Source organism: Enterococcus sp. DIV1375a, from assembly GCF_051712205.1.
Lineage (GTDB): Bacteria > Bacillota > Bacilli > Lactobacillales > Enterococcaceae > Enterococcus > Enterococcus faecalis.
On sequence record NZ_JBIOOM010000001.1, the window covers coordinates 1,119,324 to 1,139,528 of the forward strand.

Annotated in this window: 15 protein-coding genes; 11 read left to right on the plus strand and 4 right to left on the minus strand. The window is 38.8% G+C overall.

Annotated features, from left to right (window positions below; genetic code table 11):
- Positions 1-170: 170 nt before the first annotated feature.
- The 5 genes from mgtA to lpdA all read left to right on the plus strand — a co-directional run bounded on the left by mgtA (position 171) and on the right by lpdA (position 8,653).
- Positions 171-2,783, plus strand: a complete 2,613-nt coding sequence (gene mgtA / locus IGJ63_RS05520) for a magnesium-translocating P-type ATPase (protein ID WP_002388982.1) — start codon at positions 171-173, stop codon at positions 2,781-2,783.
- Positions 2,784-3,381: 598 nt separating this feature from the next.
- A complete protein-coding gene (gene pdhA / locus IGJ63_RS05525) occupies positions 3,382-4,497 on the plus strand; it encodes a pyruvate dehydrogenase (acetyl-transferring) E1 component subunit alpha (RefSeq protein WP_002357768.1) in 1,116 nt (371 codons plus the stop codon).
- 2 nt (positions 4,498-4,499) lie between these two features.
- Positions 4,500-5,477, plus strand: coding sequence for an alpha-ketoacid dehydrogenase subunit beta (locus IGJ63_RS05530; RefSeq protein ID WP_002357767.1), 978 nt, complete (start codon positions 4,500-4,502; stop codon positions 5,475-5,477).
- Positions 5,478-5,619: 142 nt separating this feature from the next.
- Entirely contained in the window at positions 5,620-7,239 is a 1,620-nt protein-coding gene (locus tag IGJ63_RS05535) for a dihydrolipoyllysine-residue acetyltransferase (RefSeq protein WP_002357766.1), read from the plus strand.
- Positions 7,240-7,246: 7 nt separating this feature from the next.
- Positions 7,247-8,653: a dihydrolipoyl dehydrogenase gene (lpdA, locus tag IGJ63_RS05540; protein ID WP_002357765.1), complete on the plus strand. Its 1,407-nt coding sequence runs from the start codon at positions 7,247-7,249 to the stop codon at positions 8,651-8,653.
- A gap of 112 nt (positions 8,654-8,765) precedes the next feature.
- Here lpdA and IGJ63_RS05545 read toward each other — a convergent pair whose 3' ends face one another.
- Positions 8,766-9,752, minus strand: a complete 987-nt coding sequence (locus tag IGJ63_RS05545) for a PocR ligand-binding domain-containing protein (protein WP_002382271.1) — start codon at positions 9,750-9,752, stop codon at positions 8,766-8,768.
- Between the two features lie 160 nt (positions 9,753-9,912).
- Here IGJ63_RS05545 and IGJ63_RS05550 point away from each other — a divergent pair, with 160 nt between their 5' ends.
- The 5 genes from IGJ63_RS05550 (at position 9,913) to IGJ63_RS05570 (ending at position 13,968) form a co-directional block, all read left to right on the plus strand.
- Entirely contained in the window at positions 9,913-11,052 is a 1,140-nt protein-coding gene (locus IGJ63_RS05550) for a glycerol dehydrogenase (protein WP_002363858.1), read from the plus strand.
- 12 nt (positions 11,053-11,064) lie between these two features.
- Positions 11,065-11,463: a dihydroxyacetone kinase phosphoryl donor subunit DhaM gene (dhaM, locus tag IGJ63_RS05555; RefSeq protein ID WP_002357762.1), complete on the plus strand. Its 399-nt coding sequence runs from the start codon at positions 11,065-11,067 to the stop codon at positions 11,461-11,463.
- The gene (dhaK, locus tag IGJ63_RS05560; RefSeq protein ID WP_016627135.1) at positions 11,464-12,447 is read left to right on the plus strand and encodes a dihydroxyacetone kinase subunit DhaK; all 984 of its coding nucleotides are present in this window, start codon (positions 11,464-11,466) and stop codon (positions 12,445-12,447) included.
- Positions 12,448-12,459: 12 nt separating this feature from the next.
- On the plus strand, positions 12,460-13,062 hold the full coding sequence (gene dhaL / locus IGJ63_RS05565) for a dihydroxyacetone kinase subunit DhaL (protein WP_010707623.1): 603 nt from the start codon (positions 12,460-12,462) through the stop codon (positions 13,060-13,062).
- Between the two features lie 123 nt (positions 13,063-13,185).
- Positions 13,186-13,968 carry a hypothetical protein gene (locus tag IGJ63_RS05570; protein WP_284955107.1) on the plus strand — a complete coding sequence of 261 codons (783 nt, stop codon included), beginning with the start codon at positions 13,186-13,188 and terminating at the stop codon, positions 13,966-13,968.
- Between the two features lie 72 nt (positions 13,969-14,040).
- Here IGJ63_RS05570 and IGJ63_RS05575 read toward each other — a convergent pair whose 3' ends face one another.
- Positions 14,041-15,192, minus strand: a complete 1,152-nt coding sequence (locus tag IGJ63_RS05575; protein ID WP_002357756.1) for a hydroxymethylglutaryl-CoA synthase — start codon at positions 15,190-15,192, stop codon at positions 14,041-14,043.
- Positions 15,193-15,377: 185 nt separating this feature from the next.
- Here IGJ63_RS05575 and IGJ63_RS05580 point away from each other — a divergent pair, with 185 nt between their 5' ends.
- The gene (locus tag IGJ63_RS05580; protein ID WP_002397247.1) at positions 15,378-17,789 is read left to right on the plus strand and encodes a hydroxymethylglutaryl-CoA reductase, degradative; all 2,412 of its coding nucleotides are present in this window, start codon (positions 15,378-15,380) and stop codon (positions 17,787-17,789) included.
- Positions 17,790-17,809: 20 nt separating this feature from the next.
- Here IGJ63_RS05580 and IGJ63_RS05585 read toward each other — a convergent pair whose 3' ends face one another.
- Together IGJ63_RS05585 and IGJ63_RS05590 are read right to left on the minus strand one after the other, a co-directional pair.
- Complete coding sequence (locus IGJ63_RS05585; protein WP_002357754.1) at positions 17,810-18,862, minus strand: AI-2E family transporter; 1,053 nt, start codon at positions 18,860-18,862, stop codon at positions 17,810-17,812.
- Positions 18,863-18,878: 16 nt separating this feature from the next.
- Entirely contained in the window at positions 18,879-20,084 is a 1,206-nt protein-coding gene (locus IGJ63_RS05590) for a YdcF family protein (protein WP_002382277.1), read from the minus strand.
- Positions 20,085-20,205: the final 121 nt, after the last annotated feature.

Below are 20,205 nucleotides of genomic sequence, written 5' to 3' on the forward strand. Positions count from 1 at the left end.
GTGTTTGGCAAAAAAGCAATTATTCACTGGAAGTATAAATAAGAAAAAGAAAGGATGACTGTCATGGAAGACCCTGGAAGTGAACAGAGAAACAAAATACAGTCACCAACGAAAGGAGAAGATTTTAGCGCTCTTTTCGGCAGGTGACCACAACCTTGGAGGAAAAGAAAATGATGAACAAAAAAACAATGGATATGAGAAAAGCAACCAAAGATCAAGAATTACGTAAATTGGCGTTGCTTTCTGAACGGGAATTAATGATGGAATTACGGACATCTGAAAAAGGACTCTCGAATGAAGATGCCGAAAAAAGATTAGAGGAATTTGGACCAAACGAAGTTTCTGCACAAAAGCCAACCCCAGCAATTATTTTATTTTTAAGTGCATTCAAAGATCCATTTGTCTATGTCTTAGCCTTATTGATGGTCGTTTCAACTTTAACGAAAGATTTCGAAGCCGCTATCGTGATGGGCGTGATGATTTTAGCCAGTGTCTTGATTGCTTTTATACAAGAGTATCGTTCTCAAAAAGCGAGTTTGGATTTAAAAGAATTAATTGAAAACACCGCTGCAGTGACACGGGAAGGAATTACGAAAGAAATTCCAATGGACGAAATTGTTCCAGGAGACATTGTAACTTTAGCTACAGGAGACATGATTCCTGCAGATGCCGTGTTGATTTGGACCAAAGATTTATTCGTTAATCAATCGTCGCTAACAGGCGAATCCATGCCTGTCGAAAAATTTGTGGATGCAGGTGTGGATCGTCAACAAACAGAGGTTTCTGCATTAGATATGCAAGACCTAGTGTTTATGGGCACAGATGTCTTGAGTGGACAAGGAAAAGCGATTATTTTAAAAACTGGGCAACATACATTTTTTGGTGATATTGCTAAAAATGCTACAACACAACGAGGAAAAACTAGTTTTGACTTAGGCTTAGCAAAAGTCAGTAAGTTTTTATTACGAATGGTAATGATTTTGTTTCCAATCGTTTTCTTGATTAATGGTTTAACTAAAGGTGCTTGGGGCGAAGCGTTTTTCTTCGCGATTGCCGTTGCAGTTGGTTTGACACCAGAAATGTTGCCAATGATTGTTACGAGTAACTTAGCCAAGGGTGCATTATCCTTATCGAAACATAAAGTCATTGTTAAAGAATTAGCGGCTATCCAAAATTTGGGTGGTATGGATGTGCTCTGTACAGATAAGACTGGAACGATTACCGAAGATCGTGTAGTTTTGGTTCAACATTTGAATCCATTAGGTGATTTGAGTGACGAGGTTCTAAATTTAGCCTACTTAAATTCTTCTTATCAAACAGGTTGGAAAAATTTAATGGATATTGCCGTTATTAATTTTTATGAAGAGCATCAATGGAAAACGCCGTTTAAAAATGTCACTAAAATTGATGAAATTCCTTTTGATTTTTCCAGACGCCGCTTAACGGTTGTCGTGAATGCAGATGATCATCAATTGATGATTACGAAAGGCGCCGTGGAAGAAATGGAAGAAGTGTGCACGCATGCGCAAATTAATGGCGAAATTGTACCATTAAGCACTGCTGTACGAGAAGAACTACGCCGAGTGAATGTTCAAATGAACAAACAAGGGATGCGTGTGTTAGCGGTAGCTGTAAAAAAAGATGTCCATAAAGAAGCAGTTTATTCAGTTGAAGATGAAAAAGAGATGACATTGATTGGGTTTATGGGTTTTCTTGATCCAGCAAAAGAGTCAGCTGTCAGCGCTATCCGCTCCTTGCATGAACATGGTGTCAACGTGAAAGTGCTAACGGGCGATAATGACATTGTCGCCAAAAAAGTCTGTAAAGATGTAGGTATTGAAGTTTCCCATGTGTTATTAGGTTCTCAAATTGAAGCAATGACAGATGAAGAGTTGCGGGCGCAAGTGGAAGAAACTAATTTATTTGCCAAATTAAATCCGATGCAAAAATCTAAAATTATTGAATTGCTACAAGCAAAAGGTCATACGGTTGGTTTTATGGGGGATGGCATTAACGATGCACCGGCATTACGAAAAGCTGATGTGGGCATTTCAGTAGATACTGCAGCTGATATTACTAAAGATGCTAGTTCGATTATTTTACTGGAAAAAAGTTTAAATGTACTGGAATCTGGTGTGATTGAAGGACGAAAAGTATTTAGCAATATGATGAAATATATTAAAATTACCATCAGTTCTAATTTTGGGAATGTCTTTTCAATTTTAGTAGCCAGTGCTTTTTTACCATTTCTACCAATGCTTTCCTTACAACTCTTGATTCAAAATTTGATTTATGATGTAGCTCAGTTGACAATTCCTTGGGATAATGTCGATGAAGAAGAGTTATTAAGCCCTGTTCGGTGGGAAACGAACGGACTAGCGAAATTTACGGTATGTATTGGCCCGGTAAGTAGTATTTTCGATATTCTAACGTATCTTGTCATGTGGTTTGTGTTTAGCGCCAATAGTTTGGCAACTCAACATTTATTCCAAACAGGTTGGTTTATGGTGGGACTTGTTAGTCAAACGTTAGTTGTTCATATGGTCCGGACGCGGAAAATACCATTCATTCAAAGTCGTGCGTCAATGCCTGTGATGTTAAGTAGTTTAGGCGCAATTTTACTCGGTTTCTTGATTGTAGCAACGCCTATAAGAGAGGTTTTTGACTTTGTGAAACTTCCGGCTAACTACTGGCCATGGTTCTTTGGAATCATCATTGCGTACATGTTAACTGTTGAAGTAGCTAAACGTTTATATATTAAAATTACCAAAGAATGGATTTAGTAAAATCTACTGAAAGAGAAGAGAATTTGCTAAGCTGTATTACTCGTTTTGCGAAAATTTGGTGATTTTAAGCAATGAATGTTCGTGATAAAACCTAAGGTAAAGTATTTGGCAAAAAAACGAGCCAAAAAAAATAAAAATTAACGAAAAAAACTTTGTTCTCTAAAAAATAAAAAACCGCATGCTGAGTAGGTTACTCGGCTGACGGTTTTTATTTTTTGGTTTTTTCAAGATAATTTTCATGAAAACGCAAAGTTCGGAAATCAGATTACTAGCCAGCTCGGGGATGAGGGGGCTCGAATTAATAGAACTGTTATATAATATTTTCAAAATAGAATATAACAGTTAGGAGAAAAATAGTACAGAAGAAGCATGGAACAGAAACCGTTTTCTTGTTTGTGAAAATTATCACTAAACCGCAAAAACATGCGGTTTTGCTCTTTTGTGAAAAAATGAAGAAATTAGAGTTTTTTTCTTGCGCTTTTTCGAATTTAGTGATAATTTGTTAAGTGTAGTCGATAAAAAGTAATACAGTTTCGCACTCTGTTTTACTTTTATCGAAATTAAAGAAACGTAATAGAGAGGATTGTGTGACAAAATGGCAAAGGCTAAGAAACAAAAACCTATTGACTTTAAAGAGCTAATGGCTAAAGTCGACGCTGATTTCCCAACTTTCCAAATCTTGGATCAAGATGGAAAAATTGTGAATGAAGATTTAGTACCTGATTTATCGGATGAGGAATTAGTTGAATTAATGACACGCATGGTTTGGTCTCGTGTGTTAGACCAACGTTCTACTGCATTAAACCGTCAAGGACGCTTAGGATTCTTCGCACCAACAGCTGGACAAGAAGCAAGCCAATTGGCAAGTCAATTTGCAATGGAAAAAGAAGACTACTTACTACCAGGTTACCGTGATGTACCTCAATTAGTACAACATGGTTTACCATTAAGAGAAGCTTTCTTATGGTCTCGTGGTCACGTAGCAGGGAACTACTACGCGGAAGATTTAAATGCATTACCACCACAAATTATCATTGGTGCTCAATACATCCAAGCAGCTGGTGTTGCTTTAGGATTGAAAAAACGTGGAAAAGAAAATGTTGTCTTCACTTATACTGGTGACGGCGGTTCTTCACAAGGGGACTTCTATGAAGCAATTAACTTTGCTGGTGCTTACCAAGCAAACGGTGTCTTCATTATCCAAAACAATGGTTTTGCGATTTCTACACCTCGTGAAAAACAAACAGCGGCTAAAACTTTAGCTCAAAAAGCTGTTGCAGCAGGAATTCCTGGTATTCAAGTTGATGGTATGGATCCATTAGCAGTTTACGCAATTGCAAAAGAAGCACGTGATTGGTCAGCTGCAGGAAATGGTCCAGTTTTAATTGAAACATTAACTTATCGTTATGGTCCACATACTTTATCTGGAGACGATCCAACACGTTACCGTTCAAAAGAAATGGATGACGAATGGGTACAAAAAGATCCATTGACTCGTTTCCGTAAATATCTAACAGATAAAGGCTTATGGTCTGAAGCAAAAGAAGAAGAAATTATTGAAAAAACAAAAGAAGAAATCAAAGTAGCGATTGCAGAAGCGGATAAAGCGCCAAAACAAAAAGTTTCTGATTTCTTGAAAAATATGTTTGAAGTTCAACCTCAAACAATTAAAGAACAAATTGCATTTTATGAAGCGAAGGAGTCGAAATAAAAATGGCACAAAAAACTATGATCCAAGCAATTACAGATGCCTTAGCTCTTGAATTAGAGAAAGACGAAAATGTCTTAATCTTCGGTGAAGACGTTGGTAACAACGGTGGGGTTTTCCGTGCAACTGAAGGTTTACAAGAAAAATTTGGTGAAGACCGCGTCTTCGATACACCTTTAGCTGAATCTGGTATCGGTGGATTGGCTTTCGGTCTTGCCTTGCAAGGTTACCGTCCAGTTCCTGAAATCCAATTCTTTGGTTTCGTTTTTGAAGTATTTGACGAAATCGTTGGTCAAATGGCTCGTACGCGTTACCGTATGGGTGGAACTCGTAATATGCCAATTACTGTTCGTGCCCCATTTGGTGGTGGTGTTCATACACCAGAACTTCACTCAGATAACTTAGAAGGATTAATCGCACAATCACCAGGTGTTCGTGTTGTTATTCCATCAAACCCTTACGATGCAAAAGGACTATTAATTTCATCTATTCGTAGCAACGATCCAGTTGTCTACTTAGAGCACATGAAATTATACCGTTCATTCCGTGAGGAAGTGCCAGACGAAGCTTATGAAGTGCCTTTAGATAAAGCGGCTGTAACTCGTGAAGGAACAGACGTATCAATCATCACTTACGGCGCTATGGTTCGTGAAGCGATTAAAGCAGCTGATAGCTTAGCGAAAGACAATATTTCAGCAGAAATCATTGACTTACGTACAGTGGCTCCTTTAGATGTGGAAACAATTATTAACTCTGTTGAAAAAACTGGCCGTGTGGTTGTCGTTCAAGAAGCACAAAAACAAGCTGGCGTTGGCGCTATGGTTGTTTCTGAAATTTCTGAACGTGCCGTATTATCATTAGAAGCACCAATCGGACGTGTATCTGCTCCAGATACAATCTTCCCATTCGGACAAGCAGAAAATATCTGGTTACCAAATGCGAAAGATATCGAAGCAAAAGCTAGAGAAATCGTCGAATTTTAATAGTTATTCGAAGTAGATAAACGAAGAATTAAACAGGTGGATTACGGCTATAGGCATGAAATGTTCAGCTACTATAGTCGTTTCCCCGCGTTTTGCTCCTAAGAAAATAGACAGATCCAACGAAGAAGGGAAGACTTAAAAAATGGCTTATCAGTTTAAATTACCGGATATCGGTGAAGGGATTGCCGAAGGCGAAATCGTTAAATGGTTTGTGAAACCTGGCGATACAATCAACGAAGACGATACGTTATTAGAAGTACAAAATGACAAATCAGTGGAAGAAATTCCATCACCAGTAACAGGTACTGTAAAAAATATCGTTGTACCAGAAGGAACAGTTGCAAACGTTGGTGACGTGTTAATCGAAATCGACGCACCTGGTCACGAAGATAACGATGCAGCACCAGCAGCTCCTGCACAAGAACAAACACCAGCACAACCTGCTGCTGTACCAACAACCGAAGCAGCTGGCGGATTTTTCCAATTCAAATTACCAGACATCGGTGAAGGAATTGCCGAAGGCGAAATCGTTAAATGGTTCGTTAAAGCGGGCGACACAATTAATGAAGATGATTCATTATTAGAAGTACAAAATGACAAATCAGTAGAAGAAATTCCGTCACCAGTAACAGGTACTGTAAAAAATATCGTTGTACCAGAAGGAACAGTTGCCAATGTGGGTGACGTGTTAGTTGAAATTGACGCACCTGGTCATAATTCAGCAGCACCGGCAGCCGCAGCACCAGCTACTGACGCTCCTAAAGCGGAAGCATCAGCTCCAGCCGCTTCAACAGGCGTAGTTGCAGCCGCTGATCCAAACAAACGCGTTTTAGCAATGCCATCTGTTCGTCAGTATGCGCGTGAAAAAGACGTTGATATTACACAAGTAACTGCAACTGGTAAAGGTGGCCGTGTCATTAAAGCGGATATTGATGCCTTTGTTTCTGGTGGCTCTCAAGCAGCACCAGCTACTGAAGCTGCCGCAACAGAAGCAGCACCTAAAGCGGAAGCAGCTGCACCTAAAGCAGCGCCAAAAGCCTTTACTTCTGATTTAGGCGAAATGGAAACACGTGAAAAAATGACACCAACACGTAAAGCAATTGCTAAAGCAATGGTTAACAGCAAACACACTGCTCCTCACGTAACATTACATGATGAAGTAGAAGTTTCTAAATTATGGGATCACCGTAAGAAATTTAAAGATGTTGCTGCTGCAAATGGTACAAAATTAACATTCTTACCATACGTTGTAAAAGCATTGACTTCAACTGTTCAAAAATTCCCAATCTTGAATGCATCAATTGATGACGCAGCACAAGAAATTGTTTACAAAAATTACTTTAACATTGGTATCGCTACTGATACAGATCATGGCTTATATGTACCAAATGTTAAAAATGCTAATACGAAGAGCATGTTTGCTATCGCTGATGAAATCAACGAAAAAGCAGCATTGGCTATCGAAGGCAAATTAACTGCACAAGATATGCGTGATGGTACAATCACAATTAGTAACATTGGTTCAGTCGGTGGCGGCTGGTTTACACCAGTAATCAACTACCCTGAAGTTGCTATTTTAGGCGTTGGTACAATTGCACAAGAACCAGTTGTTAATGCAGACGGCGAAATCGTTGTGGGACGCATGATGAAATTATCATTAAGCTTTGACCACCGTATCGTTGATGGCGCAACTGCTCAAAAAGCAATGAACAACATTAAACGCTTATTAGCTGATCCAGAATTACTATTAATGGAAGGATGATTAACAAATGGTAGTAGGAGATTTCGCCATTGAACTAGATACAGTCGTAATCGGAGCTGGTCCTGGAGGATACGTTGCTGCAATTCGTGCCGCAGAAATGGGTCAAAAAGTTGCGATTATCGAACGTGAATACATCGGAGGCGTTTGTTTAAACGTTGGATGTATTCCTTCAAAAGCTTTAATTGCTGCTGGACATCATTACCAAGAAGCACAAGATTCTTCAACTTTTGGTGTAACAGCTAAAGGAGTCGAATTAGACTTTGCAAAAACACAAGACTGGAAAGATAACACAGTTGTAAAATCATTAACAGGCGGCGTTGGCATGTTATTGAAAAAACACAAAGTGGAAATTATTGAAGGCGAAGCATTCTTCGTTGACGAAAATACATTGCGTGTTATTCACCCAGACTCAGCACAAACTTACTCATTCAATAATGCTATTGTAGCAACAGGTTCTCGTCCAATTGAAATCCCAGGATTCAAATTTGGCGGACGCGTGTTAGATTCTACAGGCGGTTTAAACTTAAAAGAAGTTCCTAAAAAATTCGTTATTATCGGTGGCGGTGTCATCGGTGCTGAATTAGGTGGCGCTTATGCTAACTTAGGTTCAGAAGTAACAATTTTAGAAGGTAGCCCATCAATTTTACCAACTTATGAAAAAGATATGGTTAAAGTTGTCACAGACGACTTCAAGAAGAAAAACGTAACAATCGTGACTTCTGCAATGGCTAAAGAAGCTGTTGACAATGGCGATAGCGTCACTGTTAAATATGAAGTTAACGGAAAAGAAGAAAGTGTTGAAGCAGATTACGTAATGGTCACTGTTGGACGTCGTCCAAACACAGACGACTTAGGCTTAGAACAAGCGGGCGTTGAAATTGGCGAACGTGGTTTAATCCCAGTTGACAACCAAGGACGTACTAACGTGAAAAACATCTTCGCAATCGGCGACATCGTACCAGGTGCTGCGTTAGCGCATAAAGCAAGCTACGAAGCAAAAATTGCTGCTGAAGCAATTTCTGGTAAGAAAGTTGCAGTTGATTACAAAGCAATGCCAGCTGTTGCCTTTACTGATCCAGAATTGGCAAGCGTTGGTATGACTGTTGCAGAAGCAAAAGAAGCGGGAATCGAAGCAAAAGGCTACAAATTCCCATTTGCTGGTAACGGCCGTGCAATCTCTTTAGATAAAACTGAAGGATTCATGCGTTTAGTTACAACTGTAGAAGACAATGTCATCATCGGTGCACAAATTGCCGGTGTCGGTGCAAGTGACATGATTTCTGAATTAGCTTTAGCTATTGAATCTGGCATGAATGCAGAAGACATTGCTTTAACAATCCACCCACACCCATCATTGGGCGAAATTACTATGGATACAGCTGAATTGGCTTTAGGTTTACCAATTCATATTTAATAGTATCACTTTGTCGCACGACAGATATAATGCGCCTTTTGCACTTGTTGCATTAGCCACAGCAAGAGCAAAAGGTGTAAAAAAACAACGACTTCTAGGAGTCGTTGTTTTTTTATGCTCTGTTCTTTCTTTTACGGTATTTAAGGGGTGTTTCACCCGTTTCTTGTTTAAAGATCCGGACAAAATAGCTATCTTCAACAAACCCTAAATCTTCACTGATTTGGGCGATCGTTTTATCTGTCTCCAAAAGAAGCTGTTTAGCCCATGTGATTTTTAATTGTCGATAAAATTGACTAAAGGGAATACCAAACTCCTCTTTTAATAAACGACTTAAATACGTCGGCGTCAAATGAACAAGGTCTGCCAGTTCTTGTAAATTTAAACGCAGCGATTTGTTTTCCCAAAGGGCATCTAAAACCGGTTGTAATTGCTTATTTTTAGTTTGATAGGCACTTGAAGGAGTTAATTGAGCAGTTAATAAAGTTTGTTGAATATCTTTTTGGATCATATTCAATGGCTCCAGCTCTTCTTTTCGCGAACTAATCTGTAAGGATTGTTTGTACGTATTGATTAAATAATCTTTTTTGATGGCTTCAGAAATAATATATTGGCTTAGATCAGCGATTAATGTCGCGCTCTTTTCTAAGTCTGCTAGTTCTAAAACAGGGTATTGTTGATACAGCTCTTGGTGTGTTACTAAAAATTCTTGAATGAAGGCATCATTCATGGTTAAAACCTGTTCTAACTCTTCTTGGTGATCTTCGAGCAAAACTTCACCAGCCATAATGGCTCCTACATACTGGTCATCAACAATAATGGGGATGGCCATATCAACGATGTTAAAGTGACAACGGTAGATAAAAGGCTGACCAGTGCGAACAGCTTCCAAGCCACCACGAGCATCACATTTTTCACAAAGTTTCGAGAGCTCAGGGGAGTGACGTACCAGTTGGCAAAAGGGTTGAACTTGACTATGTTTCGTCACAGGACGACCTTTATAATCGACTAAAATAATGGCTAAACGAGTGCTTAAGGCCAATGATTCTTGCAATTTTTCCCACTTTTCTAAATCTAAAATATTTTTTAATTCTACAGTCATAAGGCAATCCTTCAATCTAAAGTTTAAAAATCATAATATTTTATTATTTCACAAAATAATTCTATCATTTTTTGCAAGAAAACGATACCAAAAGTTCAATGCTTTTTTGATGAAAGCGTTTTATACTATGTATGTAAACAAAATATAGGAGGCTATCAACATGAGAAAAGCATTGATTTTACCAACGAAATATGTTCAAGGGGAAGATGAATTACTAAACTTAGGTTACTTCGTTTCAACTTTTGGAAAAAAAGCGTTACTAATTGCAAATCCTGCTGACGTTGATCGTGTACGTCCACAATTGGAAGAAACAGCGAAAAAGTTTGACATTACCTTCGTAGAGGGTGGCTTTAGTGGAGAAGTAACGCGTGAAGAAACAAAGCGATTGCAAAACGTTGGACAAAAAGAACAAGCAGACTGTATCATTGGTTTAGGTGGCGGTAAAGCAATCGATGCTTCAAAAGTCGTAGCAGAAGGTGAAAACTTAATTATTGTACCAACGATTGCGGCTCAAGATGCACCAACTTCGCATTCAGCTGTACTATATCATGAAGATGGCTCATTTGATGATTATGCTTACTTTAAACAAAGTCCAAGCGTCGTGATGGTTGATACAAAAGTGGTTGCCAAAGCGCCAACTAGATTTTTAGTTGCTGGAATGGGGGATGCCTTATCCACATATTTTGAAGCACGCGCAACACACAATTCATATTCTCGGGTTAATGCTAGTTTGCCAATGGGTTCAAGAGAAGGCTTAACGCCTGCTGCTAGCGGCACATATGCAGCTTTGGCCATGGCAAAACTTTGCTGGGAAAACCTACAGGAAGATGGGTTAAAAGCGAAATTAGCTTGTGATGCAAACGTGGTTACTGAATCATTGAATAAGATTATCGAAACAAATATCTTACTTTCAGGCTTAGGTTTTGAAAGTGGTGGTTTAGCTGCAGCGCATGCGATTCATAACGGTATGACAGTCTTACCTGGTGCGCACAGTTATTTACATGGTGAAAAAGTAGCCTTTGCAACGATTGCACAACTTGTATTAGAAGATGCAGCAAAAGACGAATTAGAAGCTGTTTTAGACTTTAGCGCTTCTGTAGGTTTACCATTAACGCTTTCAGACATTGGTGTCGATGAAATCACTTATGAAGAAGCGTTGGAAGTAGCCAAAATTGCTTGCATTCCAGAAGAATCAATTCATTCAATGCCATTCCCAATTGTCGTTGAAGAAGTAGCGAATGCAATCATTGTTGCAGATAAAGTCGGACAAGAATATAAAACAAGACATAAATTAGATTAAGGAAGTGTCCACATGAAAGCAGATATTTTACTCGTTTCACATAGCAAAATGATTACAGATGGTATTAAAGAGATGATTGAACAGATGAATGCCAGTGAAGAAATTACGATTCATTCACTTGGTGGCACATCAGATGGTTCATTAGGTTCAGATCCAATGAAAATCATTGACACGATTAACGAAGCGGACTCTGACCGAGAATTTTTAATTTTTGCCGATTTAGGCAGTGCCGTTTTAAGTTCAGAATTAGCTTTTGATATGCTAGAAGAAGACCAACAGAAACATTATCATTTAGTCGATGCACCATTGGTTGAAGGTGCCTTTGCGGCAGCAATTACTGCAGGTGTCTCAGATGATTTGACGCAAATTTTAGCAGAAGCTCAAAATGCTGGTAAGAAAGGGTGGAACTAAATGAAAAAAATTATTAATGAACCTGGTAAAATTGTCGAAGAAATGCTCCAAGGAATTGTGAAAAGCTATGGAAACCTTGTTCATCAAGTCGAAGATTCTCGCGTGATTGCTCGCAACGACTCAAACAAACAAGTTGGGTTAGTATCTGGTGGTGGAAGTGGTCATGAGCCTGCACATGCTGGGTTTGTTGGTGATGGAATGTTAAATGCCGCAGTTTTAGGTGATGTCTTTACTTCACCAACACCAGATCAAATTTTAACAGGGATCCAAGCGGCAGACCAAGGGGCCGGTGTTCTGTTAATCGTAAAAAATTATACAGGCGATATTTTGAACTTTGAAATGGCCAAAGATATGGCTGATATGGAAGACATCCATGTAGAAATGGTCGTTGTCGATGACGATATTGCTGTCGAAGATAGCACCTATACCGCTGGGAAACGCGGCGTTGCCGGGACTGTTCTTGTCCATAAAATTTTAGGACATCATGCCCGCCAAGGTGCTTCTTTAGAAGAGCTCGTTTCTTTAGGAGAAAAGATTGTAGCAGCCACGAAAACAATTGGAGTGGCTTTAAAAGCAGCCACTGTGCCTGAAGTTGGCAAACCAGGTTTTACTTTACCAGAAGATGAAATTGAATTTGGCGTAGGGATTCACGGAGAACCAGGCTATCGTCGTGAAAAAATCCAACCATCGAAAGAGTTAGCGAAAGAATTAGTTGAAAAAATATTAAGTAGCTATGAACAACAACCACAAACAGTGGGGGTACTTGTCAATGGCATGGGCGGCACGCCATTAATGGAACAATTTGTATTTATGAACGACGTGCTAACATTATTAGAAGATAAAGGTGTTCAAGTGACCTTCCATAAAGTGGGTAACTATATGACGTCTATTGACATGCAAGGATTATCTTTAACGATGATTGACTTGGCGACAAAAGACTGGCAAACAGCGCTAGAAAGCAATGTAACAACAATTTCTTGGTAAGGGTGATAAAAGATGGACTTAACAGTAAAAGACATTCAAACATGGTTAGACAATTATTCAAAAGTTATCGAAGAAAAAAAAGACTATTTAAGTGAATTAGACACGCCGATTGGTGATGGGGATCACGGTAACAACATGGCTCGTGGTATGGCTGAATACAAAATTGCGTTTGACAAAAAAGTACCAACAACAATCACGGAGACATTTAAAGTCCTATCCATGGCTTTGATTTCAAAAGTTGGCGGAGCTTCCGGTCCTTTATATGGTACTGCGTTTATGAATATGACTAAAGCGACAAAAGATTTGGAAACCATCAGTTCGCCAGAGCAATTAAAAGAAATTGTTCAGCAAGGTCTAGCTGGGATTCAGATGCGCGGCAAAGCTGAACCAGGAGATAAAACGATGGTTGATGTCTGGGCACCTGTTGCTGAAGTAATTGGAACGGAACAATTTAATGAAGAAAAAATTGAACAATTTGCTGAAGCAACAAAAGATTGGGTGGCGAAAAAAGGACGTGCCTCTTATTTAGGGGAACGAGCAATTGGTCATATTGATCCAGGAGCAGCATCTAGTGCATTATTATTTGAAGAACTAGTCAAAGTAATCAATCAATAACAGTGAGAAAAAAGTTTAGCAAGTGCCTCTCTTGAAGCGCTTGCTAAACTTTTTTATAAATAATGGTTTCTTTTGTTCATCTATGGGATAATTTAAGTAACAAAAAATAACAAAGATAAACAAATGGGGGATTTAAAGATGAAAAAGCATGTGATTGTGGGATGTTTATTAATCGTTAGCTCAATGTTTGTAAGTGCTTGTGGAAGTTCGTCAGACGTGACCACGGAAAAAACCAGTGTCACAAAACAAGTCGAAGCTACGGGACAAAGCACATCCTCTTCTGTAGACCAAACCAAGTATGATGCCATTATTACAGAAGCTAAAAAGTTAACGGCAGAGGGGCAATATAAAGAATCAGAAGAAAAATTAGCTACGATCCCTGTTAGCGATTTAGGGAAACCTCACTATTCGATCGTTAAAGAAACGGTTGAGAAACTAAATAATCAAAATAATGAAGGCTTAAAAAGACAAGAAGAAGTTGCGGTTGAAAAGCAAACGAAGTCGAGTCCGGCACAAACAGAATCACTTAAACCGATTCCAGATGAGTTTGCTAAATGGGCAACCACGTATCTTTTTTATTATCCACGAGGAGATCAAAAGCAAGCGGGGTTAATCATTGAAGCGAATGGAGCGGTCACGCAGACGAATACGAATGGCGAAATTTACACAGGAAAAGCCGAAATAAGTGGAGCTTCGGGCACTATTTTAAGTTATGATACGACTAATTATCGCCCGACGACCCAACCAGCTACAAAATCGATTACTCCAAATGTTAAAATCACTGTTACTTGGAACAATGGCAGCGGTGTTGATGTTTATTATGGCTACGTTTCTTATTCACAACGTTTAGCTTTGACAGATGGTATCGCCGTGACAGACGGGGTCAAAGAAGTTTGGCTTTCATAAAAAGAGCTAGACATTCAAGCAAAAACTTGAATGTCTAGCTCTTTTGTTGATTGAATCGGGGGATTTAAATACTTAGTTTCGATAAGAACGAACGGTATTATTAATAGCAGAAATACTATATTTTAATTCATCTTCTAACGTTTGATCAATGTCTGTGTCTAAAGTTTCTGCAAACATGGCTTCATATTCAGCGATAGAAAGTTCTGTCCGATTATCCAGCAGTGCTAAATGAGTTTCTTTTTGTAAATGATTTTGATAACCAGCTACTAATTCACCAGTGAAAAATTCAGCGACAGCACCAGAACCATAACTGAATAACCCAATTTGATTGCCTGCGGTTAAAGTCGTTGCATTTTCTAAAAGGGAAATGAGTCCCAGATAAAGTGAACCCGTATACAAGTTTCCTACGCGACGACTATAGATGATGCTTTCTTCATAACGGGCTAAAATTCGTTCCTGTTCTGCCTCAGTTTGGTCGGAGATTTTTGCTAATAAGGCTTTTTTGCCCATTTTTGTGTAAGGAATATGGAACGCTAAAGCATCATAATCTGCAAAATCAAGACCGGTTCGTTTTTTATGTTCATCCCAGACTTGGGCAAAAGATTGGATGTAGGTTTCGTTTGACAAAGGACCATCGACCATAGGATATGGATGGCCTGTTGGACGCCAAAAGTCATAGATATCTTGCGTCAGCATCACATTATCCTCTTTTAAAGCCAAAATGCGCGGTTCACTAGCAACTAACATCGCAACCGCCCCAGCTCCTTGTGTAGGCTCACCGCCAGAATTTAAGCCATATTTTGCAATATCTGCCGCTACGACCAAGACTTTTTTATCTGGATGTAAGGCTACGTGATTCTTAGCTAACTGTAAGCCTGCTGTTGCTCCGTAACAAGCTTCCTTGATTTCGAAAGAGCGAGCGAAAGGTTGAATCCCCATTAAACGATGTAAGACAACTGCGGCCGCTTTTGACTCATCGATACTGGACTCAGTCCCGACAATCACCATATCAATGGCCTCTTTATCTTCTTTGGTCAAGATCGCTTCTGCGGCATTGGCTGCAAATGTCACAATATCTTGGCTGATTGGGTTCACCGCCATTTGGTCTTGCCCAATACCAATATGAAATTTTCCAGGGTCTACATTTCTGGCTTCAGCCAGTGCCGTCATATCAATATAATAAGGGGGCACAAAAAAACTAATTTTATCAATCCCAATTGTCATTTCTTTAACTCCTTTACGATAAATAGATTCATTATATAAAATAGCACGAAATGAACCAAAATGGGGAATTTTTGTATTAACTTCATAGATTATTAAAAAATATCTTATAAGTCTGTTAACATTCAGTAATTGGCACTTGTGATTCTGGGATTTTATGATATATTTCAAGATGGAGGTGCATTTAGTTGAAAACAGTAGTTATTATTGATGCATTACGAACACCAATTGGAAAATATAAAGGCAGCTTAAGTCAAGTAAGTGCCGTAGACTTAGGAACACATGTTACAACACAACTTTTAAAAAGACATTCCACTATTTCTGAAGAAATTGATCAAGTAATCTTTGGAAATGTTTTACAAGCTGGAAATGGCCAAAATCCCGCACGACAAATAGCAATAAACAGCGGTTTGTCTCATGAAATTCCCGCAATGACGGTTAATGAGGTCTGCGGATCAGGAATGAAGGCCGTTATTTTGGCGAAACAATTGATTCAATTAGGAGAAGCGGAAGTTTTAATTGCTGGCGGGATTGAGAATATGTCCCAAGCACCTAAATTACAACGTTTTAATTACGAAACAGAAAGCTATGATGCGCCTTTTTCTAGTATGATGTACGATGGGTTAACGGATGCCTTTAGTGGTCAAGCAATGGGCTTAACTGCTGAAAATGTGGCCGAAAAGTATCATGTAACTAGAGAAGAGCAAGATCAATTTTCTGTACATTCACAATTAAAAGCAGCTCAAGCACAAGCAGAAGGGATATTCGCTGACGAAATAGCCCCATTAGAAGTATCAGGAACGCTTGTGGAGAAAGATGAAGGGATTCGCCCTAATTCGAGCGTTGAGAAGCTAGGAACGCTTAAAACAGTTTTTAAAGAAGACGGTACTGTAACAGCAGGGAATGCATCAACCATTAATGATGGGGCTTCTGCTTTGATTATTGCTTCACAAGAATATGCCGAAGCACACGGTCTTCCTTATTTAGCTATTATTCGAGACAGTGTGGAAGTCGGTATTGATCCAGCCTATATGGGAATTTCGCCGATTAAAGCCATTCAAAAACTGTTAGCGCGCAATCAACTTACTACGGAAGAAATTGATCTGTATGAAATCAACGAAGCATTTGCAGCAACTTCAATCGTGGTCCAAAGAGAACTGGCTTTACCAGAGGAAAAGGTCAACATTTATGGTGGCGGTATTTCATTAGGTCATGCGATTGGTGCCACAGGTGCTCGTTTATTAACGAGTTTAAGTTATCAATTAAATCAAAAAGAAAAGAAATATGGAGTGGCTTCTTTATGTATCGGCGGTGGCTTAGGACTCGCTATGCTACTAGAGAGACCTCAGCAAAAAAAAAACAGCCGATTTTATCAAATGAGTCCTGAGGAACGCCTGGCTTCTCTTCTTAATGAAGGCCAGATTTCTGCTGATACAAAAAAAGAATTTGAAAATACGGCTTTATCTTCGCAGATTGCCAATCATATGATTGAAAATCAAATCAGTGAAACAGAAGTGCCGATGGGCGTTGGCTTACATTTAACAGTGGACGAAACTGATTATTTGGTACCAATGGCGACAGAAGAGCCCTCAGTGATTGCGGCTTTGAGTAATGGTGCAAAAATAGCACAAGGATTTAAAACAGTGAATCAACAACGTTTAATGCGTGGACAAATCGTTTTTTACGATGTTGCAGACGCCGAGTCATTGATTGATGAACTACAAGTAAGAGAAACGGAAATTTTTCAACAAGCAGAGTTAAGTTATCCATCTATCGTTAAACGCGGCGGCGGCTTAAGAGATTTGCAATATCGTGCTTTTGATGAATCATTTGTATCTGTCGACTTTTTAGTAGATGTTAAGGATGCAATGGGGGCAAATATCGTTAACGCTATGTTGGAAGGTGTGGCCGAGTTGTTCCGTGAATGGTTTGCGGAGCAAAAGATTTTATTCAGTATTTTAAGTAATTATGCCACGGAGTCGGTTGTTACGATGAAAACGGCTATTCCAGTTTCACGTTTAAGTAAGGGGAGCAATGGCCGGGAAATTGCTGAAAAAATTGTTTTAGCTTCACGCTATGCTTCATTAGATCCTTATCGGGCAGTCACGCATAACAAAGGGATCATGAATGGCATTGAAGCTGTAGTTTTAGCTACAGGAAATGATACACGCGCTGTTAGCGCTTCTTGTCATGCTTTTGCGGTGAAGGAAGGTCGCTACCAAGGTTTGACTAGTTGGACGCTGGATGGCGAACAACTAATTGGTGAAATTTCAGTTCCGCTTGCTTTAGCCACGGTTGGCGGTGCCACAAAAGTCTTACCTAAATCTCAAGCAGCCGCTGATTTGTTAGCAGTGACGGATGCAAAAGAACTAAGTCGAGTAGTAGCGGCTGTTGGTTTGGCACAAAATTTAGCGGCGTTACGGGCCTTAGTCTCTGAAGGAATTCAAAAAGGACACATGGCTCTACAAGCACGTTCTTTAGCGATGACGGTCGGAGCTACTGGTAAAGAAGTTGAGGCAGTCGCTCAACAATTAAAACGTCAAAAAACGATGAACCAAGACCGAGCCATGGCTATTTTAAATGATTTAAGAAAACAATAAAAAAAATAGTTCAGCAGAAATTATTCTGCTGAACTATTTTTTTTCACATTAGGTAGACGTTTCAGGCCACGAATTGGTTTTACTTTTAAGACATCTAAGAAGAAAGTGAACACAGGGATTCCTACAATAAGTCCCCATACACCAAAGAGACGCTCACTAACTAATAAAATGACAAACGTATAAAAGATTGGTAACTCTGTTTTACTAGACATGAATTTAGGATTTAGCACGTAAGATTCAAATAAATGAACGATTGTAATTAAAGCTAAGATATAAATCACATCGTTCAAGCCACCTTGGGAATAAGCGATGAAACTTAGCGGAATGCAGGAAATAATCACACCAGCAACTGGGACTAAGCTCAAAATGAAGATCATAATGGCTAAACTAGGTAACTGAGTAAAGCCGATTATCGCCAAGGCCAAGGTAGTAATGACTGTATTCACCACAGCAATGAAAAACTGAGCTTCCATTACGACACCAAATGTGTTGACGAACTTGTTGGCAAAATAATAGATATCCTGAAAAAACCAATCAAAATCACTTTTTAAAAATAACTTAGAAAAATCAGCCATTTGCTTCTTCTCAATCATAAAGAAGAAACTTAAAATAAAGGACATGACAAATGATAAGCCGACAGCGCCAATATCTTGAATGTAGCGTAAAATCATTGAAGCACCATTCTGGAGTTGAGAGAGTAAGTTAGATTTTTCCAAGTATTGATCAATAAATTGCAATACTTGATTTGTATCTGTATGTGGACTTTGATAAAAATCAACTACAGAATTAATCATTTGAGTCGTTTGGTTAACTAGAACGGGAACATATTTAGTAATCGCTAAATAGATTAGAAAAACAACCAATGCATAGGTTAAGAGAACGATGACAATCGTCGGGATTTTCATATAGCGTTGAACAAAATGGACCAAACGAACAGCTAAATAGGTAAAGATAAATGTTAAAAGAATTGTTGTAATCATACTTCTGGATAAATAAAGCACAAAAATAATCAAAGCAAGGACGCAAAAACGTCGCAAACGTTCATTTTGAATAAATTTTTGATACAAACTCATAGGGGAAACTCCTTCTTTACTGAATAATCAATCCTGTTAAGAATAACATAACCATACCGATGGCAGCTAGGCCGCAAACAATAATATGGCGGCGTTTGTACATCACTACAATGGCGATGAACTCTCGAATAAACGCGTTAGGTAAAAAATAAAAAGCGGTTTTTGCACCAATGCCATCAGCTTTTAAGCCAGCCATTCGAGCGAAAAGACCCGCTCGGAAAAGGTGATAATTGTTTGTAGTAAAAATGGCTTGGAAATTAGCATTTCCAAAATCCTCAATCATTGTTTCTTTGGAAAAACGCATATTTTCTAGTGTGTTTTTTGAATGAGCTTCTACTAAAATATCATCATCAGGAATACCTTGTGTCAAAGCATACATTTTCATCGCGACACTTTCAGGAAGTAATTCATCAGGGCCTTGGCCACCAGACATGACGATTTTTGGTGGGTTTAACGTTGCGCGATTTTGAGCCTTGTAAAATTGAATGGCTTTGTTGATGCGGGCTTGCAATAACGGCGGCACAATCTCACCATTGATTAACCCCGAACCTAACACAACAATATAATCCTGTGTATATTTTGGCTGATTAAATTGATACAACGTAGAAACAGTTAAAAAATTATAAAAAACAAACGCGAAATAAGTCAAAATAAATGGCGCAATAGTTAATGGTAAGGAGAGCCACGTTGGTAACAACGATTGAAAAAAGAAATTATAAATTAATAGTAATGTTAAGCCAATTGCCAGCAACAACGTCAACAAGTTCCCTAGAGACCGACCTTCTTTTCTCATAACAACGACCGCATTCCAATAGAGGAAAATAATTAAGGCATAGAGTCCTAAAGCCAAAGCGATAAAAATTGCCAGCAGGGCAATAATTGCTAAGGTGATTAGAAAGTAGTTGTTTGTACGAATCGCAGTAATCCCTAAATAAGTCGCTAGAACCACAAGAAAAATATTAAATAATGTTCCATTCAGTAAACGCCTTTTTTCTTTGAAGTAGAAGAGCGCAAACAAGCCAAAAAAAGCAATGGGAATTAAAAAGAAGGCTGTGCCACGAATGATTTCTAAATATAAAACATATGAGAAGAACATAAAGACAGTCCAGCCAAACATCCACGGCAACCAATCGTGTTCTTTTTTCTTTTTCCGCCACGAGGGAATGAAAAAGAGACCCAATAAATAAACACCTAAAAAGGTTAAATCACCATAAAATTGCATAAATAAACTCCTTTAAAACATTTTTCCTCTTCAGTATAACGAAAACTCTTCAAAAAAAATAGAGGAAGCACTTAGTTTCAGAAAGTTTTCTTGTTCTTTTTTTTATAAAAAAAACCTGACG

What these genes read in the sequence shown, in the direction of transcription:
- mgtA (WP_002388982.1), top strand. Translation starts at nt 171, where the DNA reads ATGATGAACAAAAAAACAATGGATATGAGAAAAGCAACCAAAGATCAA.
- pdhA (WP_002357768.1), top strand. Translation starts at nt 3,382, where the DNA reads ATGGCAAAGGCTAAGAAACAAAAACCTATTGACTTTAAAGAGCTAATG.
- IGJ63_RS05530 (WP_002357767.1), top strand. Translation starts at nt 4,500, where the DNA reads ATGGCACAAAAAACTATGATCCAAGCAATTACAGATGCCTTAGCTCTT.
- IGJ63_RS05535 (WP_002357766.1), top strand. Translation starts at nt 5,620, where the DNA reads ATGGCTTATCAGTTTAAATTACCGGATATCGGTGAAGGGATTGCCGAA.
- lpdA (WP_002357765.1), top strand. Translation starts at nt 7,247, where the DNA reads ATGGTAGTAGGAGATTTCGCCATTGAACTAGATACAGTCGTAATCGGA.
- IGJ63_RS05545 (WP_002382271.1), bottom strand. Translation starts at nt 9,752, where the DNA reads ATGACTGTAGAATTAAAAAATATTTTAGATTTAGAAAAGTGGGAAAAA.
- IGJ63_RS05550 (WP_002363858.1), top strand. Translation starts at nt 9,913, where the DNA reads ATGAGAAAAGCATTGATTTTACCAACGAAATATGTTCAAGGGGAAGAT.
- dhaM (WP_002357762.1), top strand. Translation starts at nt 11,065, where the DNA reads ATGAAAGCAGATATTTTACTCGTTTCACATAGCAAAATGATTACAGAT.
- dhaK (WP_016627135.1), top strand. Translation starts at nt 11,464, where the DNA reads ATGAAAAAAATTATTAATGAACCTGGTAAAATTGTCGAAGAAATGCTC.
- dhaL (WP_010707623.1), top strand. Translation starts at nt 12,460, where the DNA reads ATGGACTTAACAGTAAAAGACATTCAAACATGGTTAGACAATTATTCA.
- IGJ63_RS05570 (WP_284955107.1), top strand. Translation starts at nt 13,186, where the DNA reads ATGGGGGATTTAAAGATGAAAAAGCATGTGATTGTGGGATGTTTATTA.
- IGJ63_RS05575 (WP_002357756.1), bottom strand. Translation starts at nt 15,192, where the DNA reads ATGACAATTGGGATTGATAAAATTAGTTTTTTTGTGCCCCCTTATTAT.
- IGJ63_RS05585 (WP_002357754.1), bottom strand. Translation starts at nt 18,862, where the DNA reads ATGAGTTTGTATCAAAAATTTATTCAAAATGAACGTTTGCGACGTTTT.
- IGJ63_RS05590 (WP_002382277.1), bottom strand. Translation starts at nt 20,084, where the DNA reads ATGCAATTTTATGGTGATTTAACCTTTTTAGGTGTTTATTTATTGGGT.